Below are 16,729 nucleotides of genomic sequence, written 5' to 3'. Positions count from 1 at the left end.
GCCGGGCGGGCACGGTTCCGGCCATGACGAAGCGGAACCAGGCGGTCGGCGCGTACGGCGAGCGGTGCGCCGCCCAGCACCTGACCGAGGCGGGACTGCGCCCGATCGCCCGAAACTGGCGCTGCCCCGCCGGGGAGATCGACATCATCGCGTGGGACGGGCCGGTGCTCGCCTTCTGCGAGGTGAAGACCCGCCGGGGCGACGACTTCGGCACCCCGGCCGAGGCGGTCGTGCCGGCCAAGGCCCGTCGGCTGCGAGGGCTCGCCGCGCGCTGGCTCACCGAGACCGGCACGACCGCCGACGAGGTGCGTTTCGACGTGCTGTCGGTGCGGCTGCCCGACGCCGGTCCAGCGCAGGTCGACCACCTCAAGGGCGCGTTCTGAGATGCGCGACCCGAGGGATCGGTGACGCGGCCGTGAGCTACGCGAAGGTGCTCTGCGTCGGGCTGGTCGGGGTCACCGGCCACCTGGTCGAGGTGGAGGCCGACCTGGCCGCCGGCCTGCCCGCGGTGGTGATCTCCGGTCTGCCGGACACCGCCCTGCACGAGGCCCGCGACCGCGTCCGCGCGGCCGTGGTCAACTCCGGCCAGCGCTGGCCCAACCGGCGGATCACTCTCAACCTGCTGCCCGCGACGCTGCCGAAATCCGGTTCGGCCTTCGATCTGGCCATCGCCGCGGCTCTCCTGGGCGGCTCGGGTGAGCTGCCGCTGCTCCCACTGGAGGGGGTGGTGGTCCTCGGCGAGTTGGGGTTGGACGGCACCGTCCGGCCGGTGCGCGGCGTACTCCCGATGGTCGCCGCCGCGGCCCAGGCCGGCATCGCGCGGGTGATCGTCCCGGTCGGCAACGCCGCCGAGGCCGCGGTCATCCCCGGGGTACGGGTGCGAGCGGTGGACTCCCTGCACCGGCTGGTGGCATTCGTTCGCGACGGCGCCCCACTGATCGAGCCGCCGGAGGCCACCTCGGCGCCGGCCGTCGACGGGCCGGATCTCGCCGAGGTCGCCGGGCAGCAGTTCGGCCGCCGCGCACTGGAGGTCGCCGCGGCCGGCGGGCATCACGTGGCGCTGCTCGGGCCGCCGGGCGCCGGCAAGACGATGCTCGCCGAGCGGCTGCCGTCGATCCTGCCCGAGCTGGACGACGACGCGGCACTGGAGGTCACCGCGCTGCACTCGGTCGCCGGGCTGCTGCCGCCGGGTGGCCGGCTGGTGCGTCGCCCACCATTCCAGGCGCCGCACCACACCGCGTCCGTGCCGTCGCTCGTCGGTGGTGGCTCGGGGCTGGCCCGACCCGGCGCGGTGTCGCTGGCACATCGCGGCGTGCTGTTCCTCGACGAGGCCCCCGAGTTCAGCAAGGGCGCGTTGGAGGCGCTGCGCCAACCGCTCGAAGACGGCCGCGTTCGGCTCACCCGCAGCGGGGGCGGCACGGTCTATCCGGCCCGAACCCAGTTGGTGCTGGCCGCCAACCCGTGCCCGTGTGCCAAGCCAGCGGGCGACGCGCACTGTGAGTGCAGCCCGCTGGCCCGCCGCCGCTACCTCGGCCGGCTCTCCGGGCCGCTGCTCGACCGGATCGACGTACAGGTGCAGTTGCGGCCGGTGCGGGCGGCGGAGTTGCTGGCAGCCGACGGCGGCGTCGAGTCCTCGGCGACGGTCGCCGCCCGGGTAGCGGCGGCCCGGCAGGCGGCGGCCACCCGCTGGGCCGGCCTCGGCCGGCGGCTCAACGCCGAGGTGGAAGGCCCGCACCTGCGCCGACCGCCGTGGCGGCTGCCCGCCCGGGTCACCGCCGAGTTGCGCGGCCGGCTCGACTCCGGCTCGCTGTCGGCCCGCGGCTTCGACCGGGTGATCCGGATGTCCTGGACCATCGCCGACCTGGACGGCCGGGACCGACCAGACCTGGACGACGTCCGGGAGGCGCTTCAACTACGGACGGGAGAGGCGACGTGAGCGCCGATGACGAACGCAGGATGGCCCGGGTCGCACTGACCTGGCTGGCCGAGCCGGGCACCCGCGTGGTGCACCAACTCGTCGAACGGCTCGGTCCGGCGGCGACCCTGGACCTGCTGCTCGACGGCGGCAGCCCGGACAGCCGGCTACAGACCGCGGTGGCCGCCCGATCGGCGGCCGGCGACGCCCGTGCGGTGGCGGCCGAGGCGCTGGAGCGGGCGGACCGGCTCGGTGCCCGCCTGGTCACACCTGACGACGAGGAGTGGCCGGCGCGGGTGGCCGGCCTGTCCGCGCTGCGCCTGCCGGACGTCAGCCGCCGGGTGGACGGCGAGACCGCCCCACCGCTCTGCTTCTGGGTACGCGGGGCCTGGCCGCTGGGTGAGGCGCTGGACCGCTCGGTGGCAGTGGTCGGGGCGCGGGCGGCCACCGGCTACGGCCAGCACGTCGCGACCGAGCTGGGATACGGACTTGCCGAACGGGACTGGACTGTCGTCTCCGGTGGCGCGTTCGGCATCGACGCCGCCGCCCACCGGGGCGCCCTCACGGCGGACGGTCTGACCGTCGCGGTGCTCGCGTGTGGGCTCGACCGTCCGTACCCGATGGGCAACGCCGCGCTCTTCGACCGGATCGCTGACACCGGGCTGCTGGTCAGTGAGTGGCCGCCGGGGGCCGAACCGCTGCGGCCCCGGTTTCTGATCCGCAACCGGGTGATCGCCGCCGGCACTCTCGGCACCGTCGTGGTGGAGGCGTCGGCGCGCAGTGGCGCGACGCAGACCGCTCGGCGGGCCATCCACACCCATCGGGTGGCAATGGTGGTGCCGGGGCCGGTGACCTCGGCGATGTCCGTCGGCGCACACGAGTTGCTCCGCGAGTACCCCGACAAGGCCCGGCTGGTCACCGGGGTGGCACACGTGCTGGAGGAGGTGGGTCGGATCGGCGCCGACCTGGCCCCGCTGGCGCGTGGACCACAGCGGGCCACCGACGCGCTGGACGACGACACGCGGTCGCTGCTGGAGGCGCTACCCCGCCGAGGCGCGATGGGTGTGGACCGGCTCGCCGCCCGCGCCGGTGTCGACGTACGGACCGCGTTGCGCAAGCTGTCCCTGTTGGAGGAGCTGTCCATGGTGGTCCGTCGAGACAACGGCTACACCCTCGCCCCACCTGCGATCAAGGCGCAGGCTCGATGACACTCATCTTGCTGACGTCGCTGAACGGACTTCGGTACGACACGCACGTGCTCCCGGGGGTCATCGACGATAGGCTCACGGGTACGCGATGACGTGCGCACAGCCGCTATAGCCGCTCTTGACTGCTGCGGAGGTCGCGGATCCGGTCGGCCCACTGTCGGAGGCGCCGACCGATGTGCGACCGACAGGGACCGAAGAATGGCTGACCCGGATACCACCCGTCTCGATCACGGTGCCCCCTCCGACGAGGACGGCAGCACGGCTGACCGCCGGTTGGCCCGTCGGTCTTGGATCACCCTCGTCGCCGGGTACGGCGCACTCGTTGGGTTGGTGGCTGCGGCGATCGGGATCGGGGTCACGCGTGTCATGGTTGGTTCGGACGGCGGCACCGCCGCGCTGACGGTGTTCCTCGTCGCGGTCGGTGCCACGGCCGCCGCGGCCGCAGTCGCCGGAGGCCCGCTACTGCTCCGACTGGAGTCCGGCTCCGGTCGGCCAGCCACACCGTCAGCGAGTCGGGCGTATCAACCTCGCCGTTGACCGCGACTCCGACCTTGTTGGCCACGACCTTGCCGCCCGCCGCGAGGAGCCGCTCGCTGTGCCCGCCGCTGCCGGTGGCGCCGCAGCGCGCGGGCTCCGGCCGCCGCGCCAGTCGCACCAGCGGTGCCGGCAAGAAGCGCGCCGGTCATCGTCACGACGCCTGGGATGCTCGCCAAGAAGTATGCGACGACCGCCAGCACCGCGAGCATCATGGCCACTGCCACGCCGGCGGCGAGGATGATGCGGGAGAGGTTCTGGCTCCGCTCGGTGTCCAAGTCCTTCCACATCCTGGCGATAAGCCACACCACGCCGCCTTGGGAAGGTAAGTCGCCCTCCGAGGACGACTGCGAGGAAGCTGCCTGCCGTGCCTCCGTCAGCGGCCGGTCCAGGGGACCAACGTCAGGCAGCCGGTTCACTGTGCTCGACGTTGGCGCGCTGGCCTGCGCGGGCAGGACATCATCCGGCACGAGTGGGGCCTCGGGTGTCTGGCCCGCAGGCCGCGTCTGCGTCGACCGTCGTTGGCGGCCGACGGCACGCCCCTGTCGAGGGGGTTGACCGGCCGGAACGGCATCGCGGCCTCCGCCGTGACCAGTCGAACGGTCGTTGTTCGTCGTCACGGCCGACTCCTGCGGTGAAGGGAAGAGGCATAGGCGGCGTAGGCGTCAACAGAGGTTCGTCGTGGTTCCTGTCGACGAGCAGCGCGGGCCATGGCCCGCCGAAGGTAGAAGTCGCGATCGGCCCCGAAGCTCTCGCGCTGGTCCGGCGGGCGTTCGGCGAGGCGCGGCTCCTGCCCGTCCAGTCGGGAAGCGGCCCAACTGTCGCCGGCGGCGGCTCGGGCCCTGAGCTCCTCGAATTCGCCCCGCTCGGCCAGTAGCCAGGCCAGTTGCCCGGCCGCGATCGGTAGGCCGCTATCGGCTAGGGCACGCAGGTCATCGATCCGACCTTCGACGGCCAGCAGTTCGGCGACCCGGCTCACAGCGGCTGCGTCACCGGCGTGGAAATGAGGTGCCAGAATCCGGGCCACCTCATCGAAGCGACCCGAGTAGAGCGAGTCGTCCGCAATTGCCACCGCCGCAGAGGGGTAGAACTCCGCGAACTCGCGAAGCCACTCGCCCACTTCACCAGCGTGCCCGCGGTGCACCAAGACGTCGACCATGCGGGAAGCCGCGATGGTGTCGCCAGCTTCGACCCTGCCGCTCAGGGCCTCGATCGCACCCGCGACCAGGCCGCCTTGGATCAGAGATTCGACCAGGTGTACTGCTGCGGCCGGGTCAGCGGCCTCGACTCGCGCCTGCAGGTCGGCAGGATGTGCGAGGGGGCCGACCAGCCGAGTAGGGCGGGTCTGCGGCACCTGCGCCCCGAAGCATCGGGCCAACCTGTCCCGCTCGCCTACACGTCCCTGAAGGTGCAGGATCTCGACGAGACAGGCGGCCGCTTGGTGCAACCCCTGCGCCAGGGCTGCCGTGTACAGGGCCTCAGCATGCCGCAGTCTCATCCGCTTCCGAGCGGCATGACCGACGGAGAGCAGGTCATGCGCGTCCGTCAGGTGGCGACGGAACGCCCTCCAGACAACCTCTGGGACGGCCACGGCGTACGCCGCGGCCTCTCCCACCAGCGCATCGGCAACACGGTACCCGGTTACGGCACCCATTTCCTCTGCTACGGGTACCAGTAGCCCCGGGCCAGCGGAGACGTGTGCGCTGGCGTAGTCGAGAGCGGCATCGAGCCAGTCGGACGGAGCAGCAGCCCTGTCCTCCAGGGTGAGGTAGCCCGGTGCGGCGGCGGCGAGCAGCGTGCGATTGACCGGACCCTGAACCCCAAGGCGGTGTGCCTCCACCAACGTTAAGATCACCGCCCTTGCGTACGAGTTGGCGTGCCTCCAACGGTTGATGATCTGCGGCAGATGGGCGAGTTCCTGGACCAGATTGGTCTCGCCGCTGCGCAGTGCGGCCCGGATTCGGTGGTCGCGTGCCGCGATCACCTCTGCCCCCTCTACCTCCCGAGCCGTGAGGTGCGCGGGCACGTCGACCACCGACGCGAGGCCCAGGAGTTGCCGGTCCGCGGTATACAGGTCATCCCAGCCTGACCGCGGAACGACGAGTCGTCGGGCGTACTGCTCAGCCCGCATCGTGCCCACGACCACGGTGCCCCGATGGACCAGTTTTCGGATGGCACCGGGTATGGCGGGAGGGCCGAGAAAACGGTCGAGATCGTCGAGCCAGACCACTGTGCGCATGGTTCGGTGCTCAACCAGCGCAGCGAGTTCGTCGGAGTCGGCGGGATGGATCAACCACCATTCGGGCAGTTCGGTATGCACCGCCTCGTACAACGACCGGCTCTTGCCCGCGGCCGCCGGTCCGACCAGCAGGACTAGGCCACCTTGCTCACTGCTTCGGCGCAGTAGATCGCGGACGTCCTGGTCGAACTTTCGCCCGACGTACTCGGGTAGCGTTTCGCCCGACATTGCGAGGTGCACACCGAGCTGATGGGGCCACGCCTCGCGCACGCGCAAGGCTCCAGACGACTGGGTGGGCTGAACAGAGGAAGCACGTTCCCACGCGTCCAACCACGGCGCCGTCTCGGCTGCTCCGGCGACCCCGCAAGCCGCCAGAAACGTCAGCAGCCTCTCTTTGGTGGGCAGCCGAATGCCTGTGACCATCTCACCGACGGTGCTCTTACTCAGGTGCGCACCTCGCGTCCCCGGCTTGGTGGCAGCCTTCTCGACCGATTTATACGACAGACTCAGGCGGCGACGGAGCGTCTCCAGTGCGGCGGCCAGTTCCGCTGGCGTCTGCACTGCTCTTACATCCACGGCGGCGGCCGATGTTTGCGGGGAAGGGACGCTGGCGTCCCGCCGGACACCGGTGAACCGAACGGATTCGGTTTCGCGGTGACCGGCGTCGACCGGCGAGGTCCTTGTCAGGTCCCGCAAGCGCTCCCACCGGGACCGCCACTCCACAGACGGCTCGCCGCAGGCACGAAGGTATGCCTCGACCGTCTCCCAGGCGGGGAGGTGATCACCACCAGCGGCCTCGGCGAGGGCCGTCCTCGATCGCCCGGTTGCCTTGGCCATCTGTAGGTACGTTGGATTTTGTGCTTTCGCCCGCACCTGACGTAGTTGATGGGCGAACGCCGCGAGTGGTCCCCCACGCGGATCGATCGGCCGTTCGGGGCGGGGCATGATCAGCTCCCGTTCCGACTCGAGAACCGGGCCTCGTCAGCGCGCGGCGCGTCGCCGGCTGGGCAGCCGGGGGCGACGGTGGATCCCGGCTTGACCCGATCGGGCCTTCCCGCGGACCGTGTGTGTACCTGAGTGAACAGCGAAGCCGGGCATAACGCCCTCCTTGGTCTTGTGGCCAGACGCTCCACGCTCCGCGAAAGTCGCTCATGACACGCGGCCGTTGGCGCGGCCGCATCCCTCTTCTGCCGAACGTGGGGTCCATGGTGCACTAACGCTGTAACCCCAACACCTTGGGGGTGACCTAGTGCCACCATCCGGGCACTCGCACGCCTCGATCGACTGTTCGAAGTTTGCTGGTTGTCCGGCGTAGACACCGGTCAACCGACGGCGGACAACCTCGTTTTCTGAGCTAAAGCAGGTCTCGTATGACTTGCTTCGTCCGAAACAGTCCGAGGGAGTTGCAGGGCCGTCAGGTGCCGGCCCAAGATTGCGCCATCGAGATGGGGCTTCCCCGTCTCCGTCGAAGCAGTGTCTGTGGCCAGACCGCTCGACTTTGGAGGGGTCTCCCGTTGGCGCGGGAGACCTTCTTCGTATATCTGCCCGCGCTCGCGCACGGAGCTGCACGACCCCCAGGCACCCGATGACGACGGTACTGTGCGCGGCCATGGGTGCTATCAAGCCGTGGCATATCGCGGTCCTGCTGTGTCTCGTCACGTCCACCGCACTCATCGGTGGCTTGATCGCGCTCCTGCTCAAGAGGGGCAACCGCAGGTGATCCGGGCCGATGATCACCGGCACCGACGGAGCCGGTGATCCACGACGCTGGGCCGTAGGCTGGTGCCGTGCCAGCTGTCCGTGCAGGAGCCTGGGCCGGTGGACCGGTCCGCAGACTGGCGCGGCCACGATGAGCCGGCCCGACCGAGGCACCCGGGCCATGCACCAGGCGCTGCCGCCCGAGCTGCGCAACGCCGTCGACGACTTCGCCGAGCACCTGTCCCGGGTGCGTAACCGCTCGGCGCACACCGTCCGCGCGTACGTCACCGATCTCGTCTCGCTGCTCGACCACGCCGTACGGATGGGCTGCGTCGACCTGGCCGAGCTGGACCTGTCGGTGCTGCGCAGTTGGTTGGCGAAGCAGCGCACCACAGGTGCGGCCCGCACGTCGTTGGCCCGGCGGGCCGCGTCGGCACGGGCGTTCAGCGCCTGGGCGCACCGGGCCGGGCTGCTCCCCGCCGACGTGGGGGCCGCGCTGGCCAGCCCTCGGGCGCACCGGGAGCTGCCCTCCGTGCTGCGCGCCGACCAGACCGCCGCCCTGGTCGAGGCACCGGCCCGGCCTGGTGTCCCGCTCACGGCCGCGCCGCGATCGGGCGCGGCGGCCGAGGCCGAGGCGGTGTCGCTGCGCGACCGGGTGCTCCTGGAGTTGCTCTACGCGACCGGGGTACGGGTCAGCGAGGTCTGCGGGTTGGACGTCGGCGACGTCGACCATGGCAGGCGGGTGATCCGGGTTTTCGGAAAGGGTGGGCGGGAGCGCTCGGTGCCGTACGGGGTGCCCGCCCAACGGGCGCTTGACGACTGGCTGCGCCGGGGCCGCCCGGCGCTTGTGGTTGCCCGCTCCGGCGACGCGCTGCTGTTGGGTGCCCGCGGCGGACGGCTCAACCCGACGACCGCGCGTCAGATCGTCGGCGGCTACGCCGAGGCCGTCGGCCTGCCCCGGACCAGCCCGCACGGTCTGCGCCACTCCGCGGCCACCCACCTGCTGGAGGGTGGTGCGGACCTACGCGCCGTGCAGGAGTTGCTGGGCCACTCGTCGCTGGCCAGCACGCAGATCTACACGCACGTCTCGGTGGAGCGCCTGCGCGCCGCCTACCGACAGGCGCACCCACGCGCCTGACGTCCAACGGGGTGCGTGCCGCCTACCGACAGGCGCACCCGATCAAGCACCGGGTCCGAGCACGCCCGGCGGTTACGATCATCGAGTGAGCGTCCCGCAGCCCCCTGAGCCGATCCCGGGCGCCCGCCTGCTCTTCTCGCTGGACCCGGCGGTCAGCCATCTCAACCACGGCTCGTTCGGCGCGGTCCCGATCGCCGTGCAGCGAGCCCAGCAGCGGCTGCGCGACGAGATGGAGGCGAACCCGCTGCGCTTCTTCACCCAGGGCCTGGTCGACCGGATCGCGCACACCCGCCGGCACCTCGCCGGGTTCCTCGGCGCGGACCCGGACGGCAGCGCCCTGGTCGGCAACACCACCACAGGCGTCGCCGTGGTCCTCCAGTCACTGGGCCTGCAACCCGGCGACGAGGTGCTCAGCACCGACCACGGGTACGGGGCGGTGAGCCTGGCCGTTCAGCGCGAGTGTCGCCGTACCGGGGCGGTCGGCCAGGTCCTGCCGATCCCGCTGGCCGCCACCGACGAGCAGATCGTGCAGATCATCCGCGCCGGCCTGCGCCCCGGACGGACCCGGCTGCTCGTCGTCGACCAGCTCACCTCGGCCACGGCCAGGCTGTTCCCGACGGCCGCCATCGTCGGGGTAGCCCGCGAACACGGCGTACCGGTCCTGGTCGACGCCGCGCACGCCCCCGGAATGCTGGCCACCCCGGTGAGCGACATCGGCGCTGACTTCTGGGTGGGCAACCTGCACAAGTGGGCGTACGCCCCGCGCGGGACCGCCCTGCTGACCGTGGCGCCGCGCTGGCGGGAACGGATCGAACCGCTTGTGGTCTCCTGGGAGCAGGAGTCGGGTTTCCCGGCCCGGATCGAGTGGCAGGCAACCCTCGACTACACGTCCTGGCTGGCCGCCCCGGCGGGACTGTTCACGTTGCGCAGTCTCGGTGTCGACCGGGTGCGGGCGCACAACGCCGCGCTCGCCGCGTACGGCCAGCGGGTGGTGGGGGACGCGCTCGGGGTGGCTCCCGCCGACCTGCCCGACCCCGGCGGGCCGGGGGTGTCCCTGCGCCTCATCCCGTTGCCGGCCGGCATGGCCGCCACCATCGACGCGGCGCGGGCGTTGCAGACGCGGGTCGGCGAGCGGATCGCCACCGAGGTCGCGGTGATGAGCTGGAACGGCCGTGGGTGGTTGCGGCTCACGGGTCAGGTCTACAACACCGCCGACGAGTACGAGCGGCTGGCCGCGCGGCTGCCGGCGCTGCTCGCCCAGCGCTGACCGGACCGACCGGCAGCAGTCGCACCGGGCCGAGGCCGAGCAGTGCCAGCGGGTCGAGGTATTCCTCGCCCCGGCGCAGGCCCCAGTGCAGGCATGCCGCGGCCGGGCAACCCGGATGGCCGGGCAGCAGCTCGCCCAGCGGCGTGCCGGCGGTGACCTGCTGGCCGGGACGTACCGCCGGTTGCACCGGCTCGTGGGTGGTGCGGAGCCCGGCGGCGTGCCCCACCGTGATCACCGGTCGGCCGGCCACCAGGCCAGCGAAGAGCACGGTGCCGGATCCGGCGCTGCGGACCACCGCGCCGGTCGGGGCGGCCAGGTCGACGCCCCGGTGCCCGGGCAGCCACGGTCGGGGCGGCGGATCGAACCGGCGCACCGGACGGGGTGACCCGTCGATCGGCCAACGAAACCGCTCGGCGGGCGCCGGGGCGGACGCCGTGACGGTCGCCAGGGCCGCGACCGGCAGCGGTGCACGGCGGGGCTCCGCCGTGACGAGCACGACCAGCCCGCAGAGCTGGACGATCAGCGCCAGGGCAAGCGCGGCGTGAGGCGGCAGGGCGCGGCGGGAGGCGGGAGGCTGTCGCATGCTGGCAGCCTTCCGCCGAGGCGGGACGGTCCGCCAGCCCGGCCGACGCGGCTGTGGACAACCGGGCGTGCTGTGGACGACCACCCACCGCCCTTGATGATCTGCTATGCCAGGGCGAGTGCGCGTCTTCGCTGCTGAGGCGCTCGACCGTCGCGGTATCGGCCAGCGCGGCGGGGCCGTTCTCCTGTGCTGACCGAGGGCCTAGGCTGGGCCGCGTACGGCGGGTGACGCCGTGTGGACCGGGGAGGCCCAGGCATGACCACTGTCGATGACCGGACGCCACCACCAACCGGGCCGACGGTGGCCGACGTGAGCGGTCCGTCCCGGCTCGCGGCGCCCGACGAGGCGATCAGCGCCGAGGAGTTGCAGCTCGCCGCCCGCAACCACGGCATCCCGTTGGAGGCGCTGCGCTACGACGTCACCCCTGCCGGGCTGCACTACCTGCTGATCCACTACGACATTCCGGAGCTGGACCCGGCGACGCACACGCTGACCATCGGCGGCGCGGTGGACCGGCCGTTGGCGGTCACGCTCGCCGAGCTGCGCGAGCGACCGCGGGTCACCCACCAGGTGACGCTCGAGTGCGCCGGCAATGGCCGGGCCCTGCTGCACCCTCGGCCGGTCAGCCAGCCGTGGCTGGTCGAGGCGGTCGGCAACGCCGAGTGGACCGGCACCCCCCTCGCTCCGCTGCTGCGGGAGGCGGGGCTCGGGCCGGACGCGGTGGACGTGGTCTTCACCGGCGCCGACCACGGTGTCGAGCGCGGGATCGAGCAGGACTACCAGCGGGCGCTGCCGGTCGCCGACGCGCTGCGCGAGGAGGTGCTGCTGGCGTACGAGATGAACGGCGCTCCTCTGCTGCCGCAGCACGGCGCGCCGCTGCGGTTGATCGTGCCGGGCTGGTACGGCATGGCGCACGTGAAGTGGGTCCAGTCCGTCGAGGTCCGGACCGAGCCGTTCGAGGGTTATCAGAACGCGGTCGCCTACCGGGTGCGTACCGACGCCGATGACCCCGGCGTGCCGGTGACCCGGATCGAGCCGCGTGCGCTGGTCCGACCGCCCGGCTTTCCCGACTTCATGTCCCGCCGCCGGGTGCTGCGGGCCGGGCCGTGCACGGTGGACGGTCGGGCCTGGTCGGGGCACGCGCCGGTGGTCGCCGTGGAGGTCACCACCGACGGTGGGCAGAGTTGGGAGTCGGCCGAGCTGGACCCGGCGGACGGGGGCGACTTCGCCTGGCGGCGCTGGCGGTACGAGTGGACGGCGACTCCGGGCCGGTACGTGCTCGGCGCGCGGGCGACGGACGCGTCCGGGCGGACCCAGCCGGTCGAGCAGCCGTGGAACCGTGGCGGCTTCGCCAACAACCTGGTGCAGCGGGTCGAGGTCGTGGTGCCGGCCGAGTGACCGGTTGGCGTCACGCCGCGGGTGGGGGCCCGCGGTGCGGCCGAGCGGCAGGGCCGCGGTCAGCCGCCGAAGGGCAGGGCTGCGGTCAGCCGCCGAAGGGCAGGGCTGCGGTCAGCCGCCGAAGCCGGAGTCGGCGGGCAACGAGATGTCGGGCTTCTCCAGCTCTTCGACGTTGACGTCCTTGAAGGTCATCACCCGGACGTTCTTGACGAAACGGGCAGGACGGTACATGTCCCACACCCAGGCGTCGTGCATCTCGACCTCGAAGTAGACCTCGCCGTCGGAGTTGCGCACGTGCAGGTCGACCTGGTTGGCCAGGTAGAACCGACGCTCCGTCTCCACCACGTACGAGAACTGGCGGACAATGTCGCGGTACTCCCGGTAGAGCTGCAGCTCCATCTCGGTCTCGTACTTCTCGAGATCTTCCGCGCTCATCGCACTCCGCCTTCCATGGCCACATCTTCCCCCACCGGCGTCTGAGGCCGAGGCTGCTCGCCCAACGCCACGCCGACGGTACCCCCTGACGCCCCGGAGCGCTCCATCGGCTCTTGCCGGCCGGGGCCGCCGGGACGTCTGGCGCGCGGCGGCCGTCCGTCGCGGCCGGAGACCGCTGCGACATTGACGTACGAGAACCGGTGCTCCCGGCACGGACCGTGCTCGCGCAGCGCCGCCGAGTGCTCCGGGGTGATGTAACCCTTGTGCTCGGCGAAGCCGTACGCCGGGAACACCCCGTCCAGCTCCACCATCATCCGGTCCCGGGTGACCTTGGCGAGCACGCTTGCCGCCGCGACGCACGCCGCCACCCGGTCACCCTTCCACACCGCGAGCCCCGGCACGCCCAGGCCGTCCACGCCGAAGCCGTCGGTCAGCACGTACTCGGGCCGGGTGCTGAGCGAGGCGAGCGCCCGGCGCATGGCGGCCAGGTTGCACACGTGCAACCCCCGGGCGTCGACCTCCTCGGCGGGGATGACCACCACGGCGTACGCGAGGGCCCGATCCACCACCTCGGCGTACACCCGTTCCCGGCTGGCCGGGGTGAGCAGCTTCGAGTCGGCCAGGCCCTCGATCTCGCCGCGCCGACCTTCGGGCAACACGGCGGCGGCGGCGACGAGCGGACCGGCACAGGCGCCCCGGCCCGCCTCGTCGGCGCCGGCGACGTGTCGGAAGCCGCGCCGTTGCAGCGCCCGTTCCAGGGCGTACAGGCCCGCCTCGCGGCGCACGACGGTGCGCGGTGGGGTCAGCACGACGCCTCGTTCCGGTCGGTGGCGGTCGACCGCGCCAATCGGCTCAGCAGGGCGGGCAGCTCGGCGGGGTAGAAGCGGTCACCGCTGGCCGCCAGATCGTCGGGGAGCCACCAGCGGTGGCCGGCGATGCTGCGCTGCTCGATGTCGTTGAAGCCGGCGGTGTCCACCTGCCAGGACGCCACCCGGAGGAGGAAGAAATCCTGCGCCTGGCGGTACCACACCCCGTCGAACGTGAACTCCGTCGTGTCGGACCAGACCGGCTCGCCCAGCTCGGCCGGGTCGAGCCGCAGCCCGGTCTCCTCGGCCAGCTCGCGGGCAGCGCCCACTGCCGGCGACTCCCCCGGATCGAGCCCACCGCCCGGGGTGAACCAGTAGCGGTGCCCTGGTCGGGCCGGATCGAAGCCCTCGAAGAGCAGGACCCGGCCAGCCGCGTCGACGAGCAGCACCCGGGCCGCGCGTCGAGGGGTGTAGACGGTCACCGCACCAGCCTGCCAGACCGACGGCGGATCGCCCACGCCCCGTCGGCCTACGGCTTGGGAATGCCGTCGAACCCGTCGGGCACCGTCAGCCAGGTGGCCCGGTTGACCGGCCAGAAGACGGTGAACGCCCGCCCGACCACGTCGTCCTCGCGGATGGTGGCCTCGGTGATGTTCTGCCCGGACTGCTGCCAGTGCTCCAGCGAGTCACCGGACGCCGAGCGGTGGTCACCCATGACCCACAGCCGACCCTTCGGCACGGTGATGTCGAACTCCTGGTCGGCCGCCTTGTCGCGGACGCCGTCCAGGGAGAAGATGTACGGCTCGTCCAGCGACTTGCCGTTGATCATCAGCCGTTCCTGCGGGTCGCAGCAGACCACGTGGTCACCGGGGATGCCGATCACCCGCTTGATGAAGTCCTCGCCGTCGGGGTTGCCGCTCCACTCGATCGGCGCCTTGAAAACGACCACCTCACCGCGGTGCGGCGACCGGAAGTCGTAGACCAGCTTGTTGACCAACACCCGGTCATCGATCTTGAGAGTGTTCTCCATGGACGGGGAGGGGATGAAGAAGGTCTGCAGCACGAAGGCGCGGACCAGCACCGCGACCAGGATCGCCACACCCAGCAGGATCGGCAGCTCCTTCCAGAAGGAGCTGCGCGGCTTGTCGGTCTGCTCGTCAATCACGCCAAGGAGCCTACGTTGCCGAACTGGACGTCACCGACCGGAACGCGCGGGAAGCACGCAGCGCGGCCGCCAACGGGAGGATCAGCAGCACACCGCCCTGCGGGCTCGGTCGCGCCGGGGGTGCGCCCGAGGAGGCCACGCCCGGCCCGGGCACGTCGTCGAACGTCGCCGGCACCGGCAGCGGGTTCCATCGCGACGAGGGCCAGACCACCATGAAGGCCCTGCCGACCACGTTGTCGATCGGCACCGGGCCCTGGCAGCGCGCGTCCTGGGAGACCTCACGGTGGTCGCCCATCACGAAGATCTGACCGGGCGGTACGACGACCTCGTCGAAGCGTCGGGAGCGGCACTCCGACGGATTGGGCGGCAGGTCCAGCGGGGAGTCCCGCAGGACGTACGGCTCGTCGAGCGGCATGCCGTTGACCGTCACCCGCCCCTGACTGTCGCAGCACTTGACCCGGTCGCCGGGGACGCCGATCACCCGCTTGATGAAGTCCTTCTCACCGGGGCGGCTCACGCCGATCAGGTCGCCGACGGTGCGGGTCAGCTTGCCGACGAAGCCCGGCTCCGGCTGGTCGTCGACCTGCGGCGCCCAGCGGTCGGTGCCCCGGAAGACCACCACCTCGCCGCGGGCCGGGTCACGGACGTCGTAGACGACCTTGTTGACCAGCACCCGGTCATCGACGAGAAGCGTGTCCTCCATCGAGCCGGACGGGATGTAGAACGCCTGGAGCAGGAAGGTGCGGATCAGCACCGCGAGGCAGAACGCCACCACCAGCAGCAGCGGGAGCTCCTGCCACAGCGGCATCTGCCGGCGGCCACGGCGCGCGCGCCGGCGCCACGGATCGACGGTGCCGTCCTCGTCAAGCGTCTGCACCACGCCACTCCCCGGTCCGCAGAAACACCACCGCCCGGGAGCCTCGTCGAGGCTCCACGGGCGGCAGTGGACAGCTACCCGCCCACGTGGGCGGGCTCGCCGCCGTGCTGCGCCCGTGACGACCAGGGTAGTGCGGTCTGGTCGTTACGGCATACGCGCAGCTCGGGCGGCGTGGCGAGCGGGAAGTCAGCTGGGCTGCTTCTCCCGCTTCTCCTTGATCTTGGCCTTCTTGCCGCGCAGCTCGCGCAGGTAGTACAGCTTGGCGCGACGCACGTCACCGCGGGTCACGACCTCGATCCGGTCGATGCCCGGGCCGTTGATCGGGTAGGTCCGCTCGACGCCGACGCCGAAGCTGACCTTGCGGACCGAGAAGGTCTCGCGCAGACCGTCACCCTGGCGGCGGATCACGACGCCCTGGAAGATCTGGACACGGGACCGGTTGCCCTCGACGACGCGGGCGTGCACCTTGACGGTGTCACCGGCCCGGAAGTCGGGAAGGTCGGTCCGCTTCGACTGGGCGTCAAGGGCGTCCAGGATGTTCATCGCTGCGTCCTCGTAAGGCTCACGGCGCACCGTCACTCGGTGCGCGGGTGGGTGATTCTGATCCCCGGGTGGTGGTCGGCGGACCGACCCCGGTCGGTGATCCTCGCAGCCGCCCGCGGGCGCGGACGGATGCGGCAACCCCCCTACTTTGCCACATCCCCCGGTGGCAGCTGAAATCCGGCCCGGTCCAGGGCCGCGATGTCCCGTTTGTCGAGCCGATCTCCGGGCAGCGCGGCGAGCAGATCCGGGCGGCGGGCCGCGGTTCGCAGCAGACCCTCCTCGCGCCGCCAGCGGGCGATCTTGCCGTGGTCACCGGAGCGGAGCACCTCCGGCACGTCGTGCCCGCGCCAACTCGGCGGCTTGGTGTAGATCGGCGCCTCCAGCAGCCCGTGCGCGTGCGACTCCTCGTCCAGCGAGCCCGCGTTGCCCAGCACCCCCGGCAGCAGCCGGGTCACCGCCTCCAGCATCACCAGGACCGCGACCTCGCCGCCGAAGAGCACGTAGTCACCGAGCGACACCTCGGTGACCGGCATCCGGGTGGCGGCGTGCGCCAACACCCGCTGGTCGATGCCCTCGTACCGGCCGCAGGCGAAGAGCAGGTGCGACTCGGCCGCCAGCTCGTACGCCATGGCCTGCGTGAACGGGGCGCCGGCCGGCGACGGCACCAGCAGCCGGGGCGGCGGGGCCTCGGCCGGCGCGAGCGCGTCCAGCGCCTCCCCCCACGGCTCCGGACGCATCACCATCCCCGGCCCACCGCCGTAGGGGGTGTCGTCGACAGTGCGGTGCACGTCGTGGGTCCAGGTCCGCAGGTCGTGCACGGCGAGCTGGAGTACGCCGTTGGCCCGCGCCCGCCCGATCAGCGACAGGTCCAGCGGGGCGAAGTACTCCGGAAAGATCGACACGACGTCGACGCGCATGGGGGT

General features: G+C 71.9%; 15 protein-coding genes. 6 read left to right on the top strand and 9 right to left on the bottom strand.

Translation table 11 applies throughout. The features are described 5' to 3' along the window. Positions 1-23 precede the first annotated feature (23 nt). The 3 genes from ACGFH8_RS28550 to ACGFH8_RS28540 are packed head-to-tail and all read left to right on the top strand — an operon-like array spanning position 24 to position 3,123. Complete coding sequence (locus ACGFH8_RS28550; RefSeq protein WP_393237946.1) at positions 24-383, top strand: YraN family protein; 360 nt, start codon at positions 24-26, stop codon at positions 381-383. Positions 384-415: 32 nt separating this feature from the next. Then, positions 416-1,936 carry a YifB family Mg chelatase-like AAA ATPase gene (locus tag ACGFH8_RS28545; RefSeq protein WP_393372988.1) on the top strand — a complete coding sequence of 507 codons (1,521 nt, stop codon included), beginning with the start codon at positions 416-418 and terminating at the stop codon, positions 1,934-1,936. Then, positions 1,933-3,123, top strand: a complete 1,191-nt coding sequence (locus tag ACGFH8_RS28540; RefSeq protein ID WP_393372986.1) for a DNA-processing protein DprA — start codon at positions 1,933-1,935, stop codon at positions 3,121-3,123. Before ACGFH8_RS28545 ends, ACGFH8_RS28540 begins: the two co-directional genes overlap by 4 nt. 1,150 nt (positions 3,124-4,273) lie before the next feature. Here ACGFH8_RS28540 and ACGFH8_RS28535 read toward each other — a convergent pair. Continuing rightward, entirely contained in the window at positions 4,274-6,457 is a 2,184-nt protein-coding gene (locus ACGFH8_RS28535) for a hypothetical protein (RefSeq protein ID WP_393372983.1), read from the bottom strand. Positions 6,458-7,745: 1,288 nt separating this feature from the next. Between ACGFH8_RS28535 and ACGFH8_RS28530 the strand changes: the two genes are divergently transcribed. Both ACGFH8_RS28530 and ACGFH8_RS28525 read left to right on the top strand, forming a co-directional pair. After that, on the top strand, positions 7,746-8,732 hold the full coding sequence (locus ACGFH8_RS28530; RefSeq protein ID WP_393372980.1) for a tyrosine recombinase XerC: 987 nt from the start codon (positions 7,746-7,748) through the stop codon (positions 8,730-8,732). 85 nt (positions 8,733-8,817) lie between these two features. Next, entirely contained in the window at positions 8,818-9,999 is a 1,182-nt protein-coding gene (locus ACGFH8_RS28525; RefSeq protein WP_393372977.1) for an aminotransferase class V-fold PLP-dependent enzyme, read from the top strand. Here ACGFH8_RS28525 and ACGFH8_RS28520 read toward each other — a convergent pair. After that, complete coding sequence (locus ACGFH8_RS28520; protein WP_393372975.1) at positions 9,920-10,582, bottom strand: murein hydrolase activator EnvC family protein; 663 nt, start codon at positions 10,580-10,582, stop codon at positions 9,920-9,922. The genes ACGFH8_RS28525 and ACGFH8_RS28520 overlap by 80 nt on opposite strands. 255 nt (positions 10,583-10,837) lie before the next feature. Between ACGFH8_RS28520 and ACGFH8_RS28515 the strand changes: the two genes are divergently transcribed. Further along, positions 10,838-11,980: a sulfite oxidase gene (locus tag ACGFH8_RS28515; RefSeq protein WP_393372972.1), complete on the top strand. Its 1,143-nt coding sequence runs from the start codon at positions 10,838-10,840 to the stop codon at positions 11,978-11,980. Positions 11,981-12,091: 111 nt separating this feature from the next. Here the strand turns inward: ACGFH8_RS28515 and ACGFH8_RS28510 are convergent, their stop codons facing one another. The 7 genes from ACGFH8_RS28510 to trmD form a co-directional block, all read right to left on the bottom strand. Next, positions 12,092-12,415, bottom strand: a complete 324-nt coding sequence (locus tag ACGFH8_RS28510; RefSeq protein ID WP_007075222.1) for a DUF2469 domain-containing protein — start codon at positions 12,413-12,415, stop codon at positions 12,092-12,094. After that, positions 12,412-13,224, bottom strand: coding sequence for a ribonuclease HII (locus ACGFH8_RS28505; RefSeq protein ID WP_393372970.1), 813 nt, complete (start codon positions 13,222-13,224; stop codon positions 12,412-12,414). Before ACGFH8_RS28505 ends, ACGFH8_RS28510 begins: the two co-directional genes overlap by 4 nt. Next, positions 13,218-13,703 carry an NUDIX hydrolase gene (locus tag ACGFH8_RS28500; RefSeq protein ID WP_393372967.1) on the bottom strand — a complete coding sequence of 162 codons (486 nt, stop codon included), beginning with the start codon at positions 13,701-13,703 and terminating at the stop codon, positions 13,218-13,220. The genes ACGFH8_RS28505 and ACGFH8_RS28500 overlap by 7 nt, the downstream gene beginning before the upstream one ends. A gap of 47 nt (positions 13,704-13,750) precedes the next feature. Then, positions 13,751-14,386 carry a signal peptidase I gene (gene lepB, locus ACGFH8_RS28495; protein WP_393372965.1) on the bottom strand — a complete coding sequence of 212 codons (636 nt, stop codon included), beginning with the start codon at positions 14,384-14,386 and terminating at the stop codon, positions 13,751-13,753. A 10-nt stretch (positions 14,387-14,396) separates the two neighbouring features. Beyond that, positions 14,397-15,266 carry a signal peptidase I gene (gene lepB, locus ACGFH8_RS28490; RefSeq protein ID WP_393372963.1) on the bottom strand — a complete coding sequence of 290 codons (870 nt, stop codon included), beginning with the start codon at positions 15,264-15,266 and terminating at the stop codon, positions 14,397-14,399. Between the two features lie 183 nt (positions 15,267-15,449). Next, positions 15,450-15,806, bottom strand: coding sequence for a 50S ribosomal protein L19 (gene rplS / locus ACGFH8_RS28485; RefSeq protein WP_030487486.1), 357 nt, complete (start codon positions 15,804-15,806; stop codon positions 15,450-15,452). Between the two features lie 143 nt (positions 15,807-15,949). Continuing rightward, positions 15,950-16,723 (bottom strand): tRNA (guanosine(37)-N1)-methyltransferase TrmD, encoded by a 774-nt coding sequence (trmD, locus tag ACGFH8_RS28480; protein WP_393372960.1) that lies wholly within the window; start codon positions 16,721-16,723, stop codon positions 15,950-15,952. Positions 16,724-16,729: the final 6 nt, after the last annotated feature.

This window comes from Micromonospora sp. NPDC049175 (genome assembly GCF_043197345.1).
Lineage (GTDB): Bacteria > Actinomycetota > Actinomycetes > Mycobacteriales > Micromonosporaceae > Micromonospora.
This window is presented reverse-complemented; position numbering and strand designations above follow the sequence as displayed.

Bases quoted from the DNA above. Each gene is read 5' to 3' on its own strand.
- ACGFH8_RS28550 (WP_393237946.1), top strand. From the start codon at position 24: ATGACGAAGCGGAACCAGGCGGTCGGCGCGTACGGCGAGCGGTGCGCC.
- ACGFH8_RS28530 (WP_393372980.1), top strand. From the start codon at position 7,746: ATGAGCCGGCCCGACCGAGGCACCCGGGCCATGCACCAGGCGCTGCCG.
- ACGFH8_RS28520 (WP_393372975.1), bottom strand. From the start codon at position 10,582: ATGCGACAGCCTCCCGCCTCCCGCCGCGCCCTGCCGCCTCACGCCGCG.
- ACGFH8_RS28515 (WP_393372972.1), top strand. From the start codon at position 10,838: ATGACCACTGTCGATGACCGGACGCCACCACCAACCGGGCCGACGGTG.
- ACGFH8_RS28510 (WP_007075222.1), bottom strand. From the start codon at position 12,415: ATGAGCGCGGAAGATCTCGAGAAGTACGAGACCGAGATGGAGCTGCAG.
- rplS (WP_030487486.1), bottom strand. From the start codon at position 15,806: ATGAACATCCTGGACGCCCTTGACGCCCAGTCGAAGCGGACCGACCTT.
- trmD (WP_393372960.1), bottom strand. From the start codon at position 16,723: ATGCGCGTCGACGTCGTGTCGATCTTTCCGGAGTACTTCGCCCCGCTG.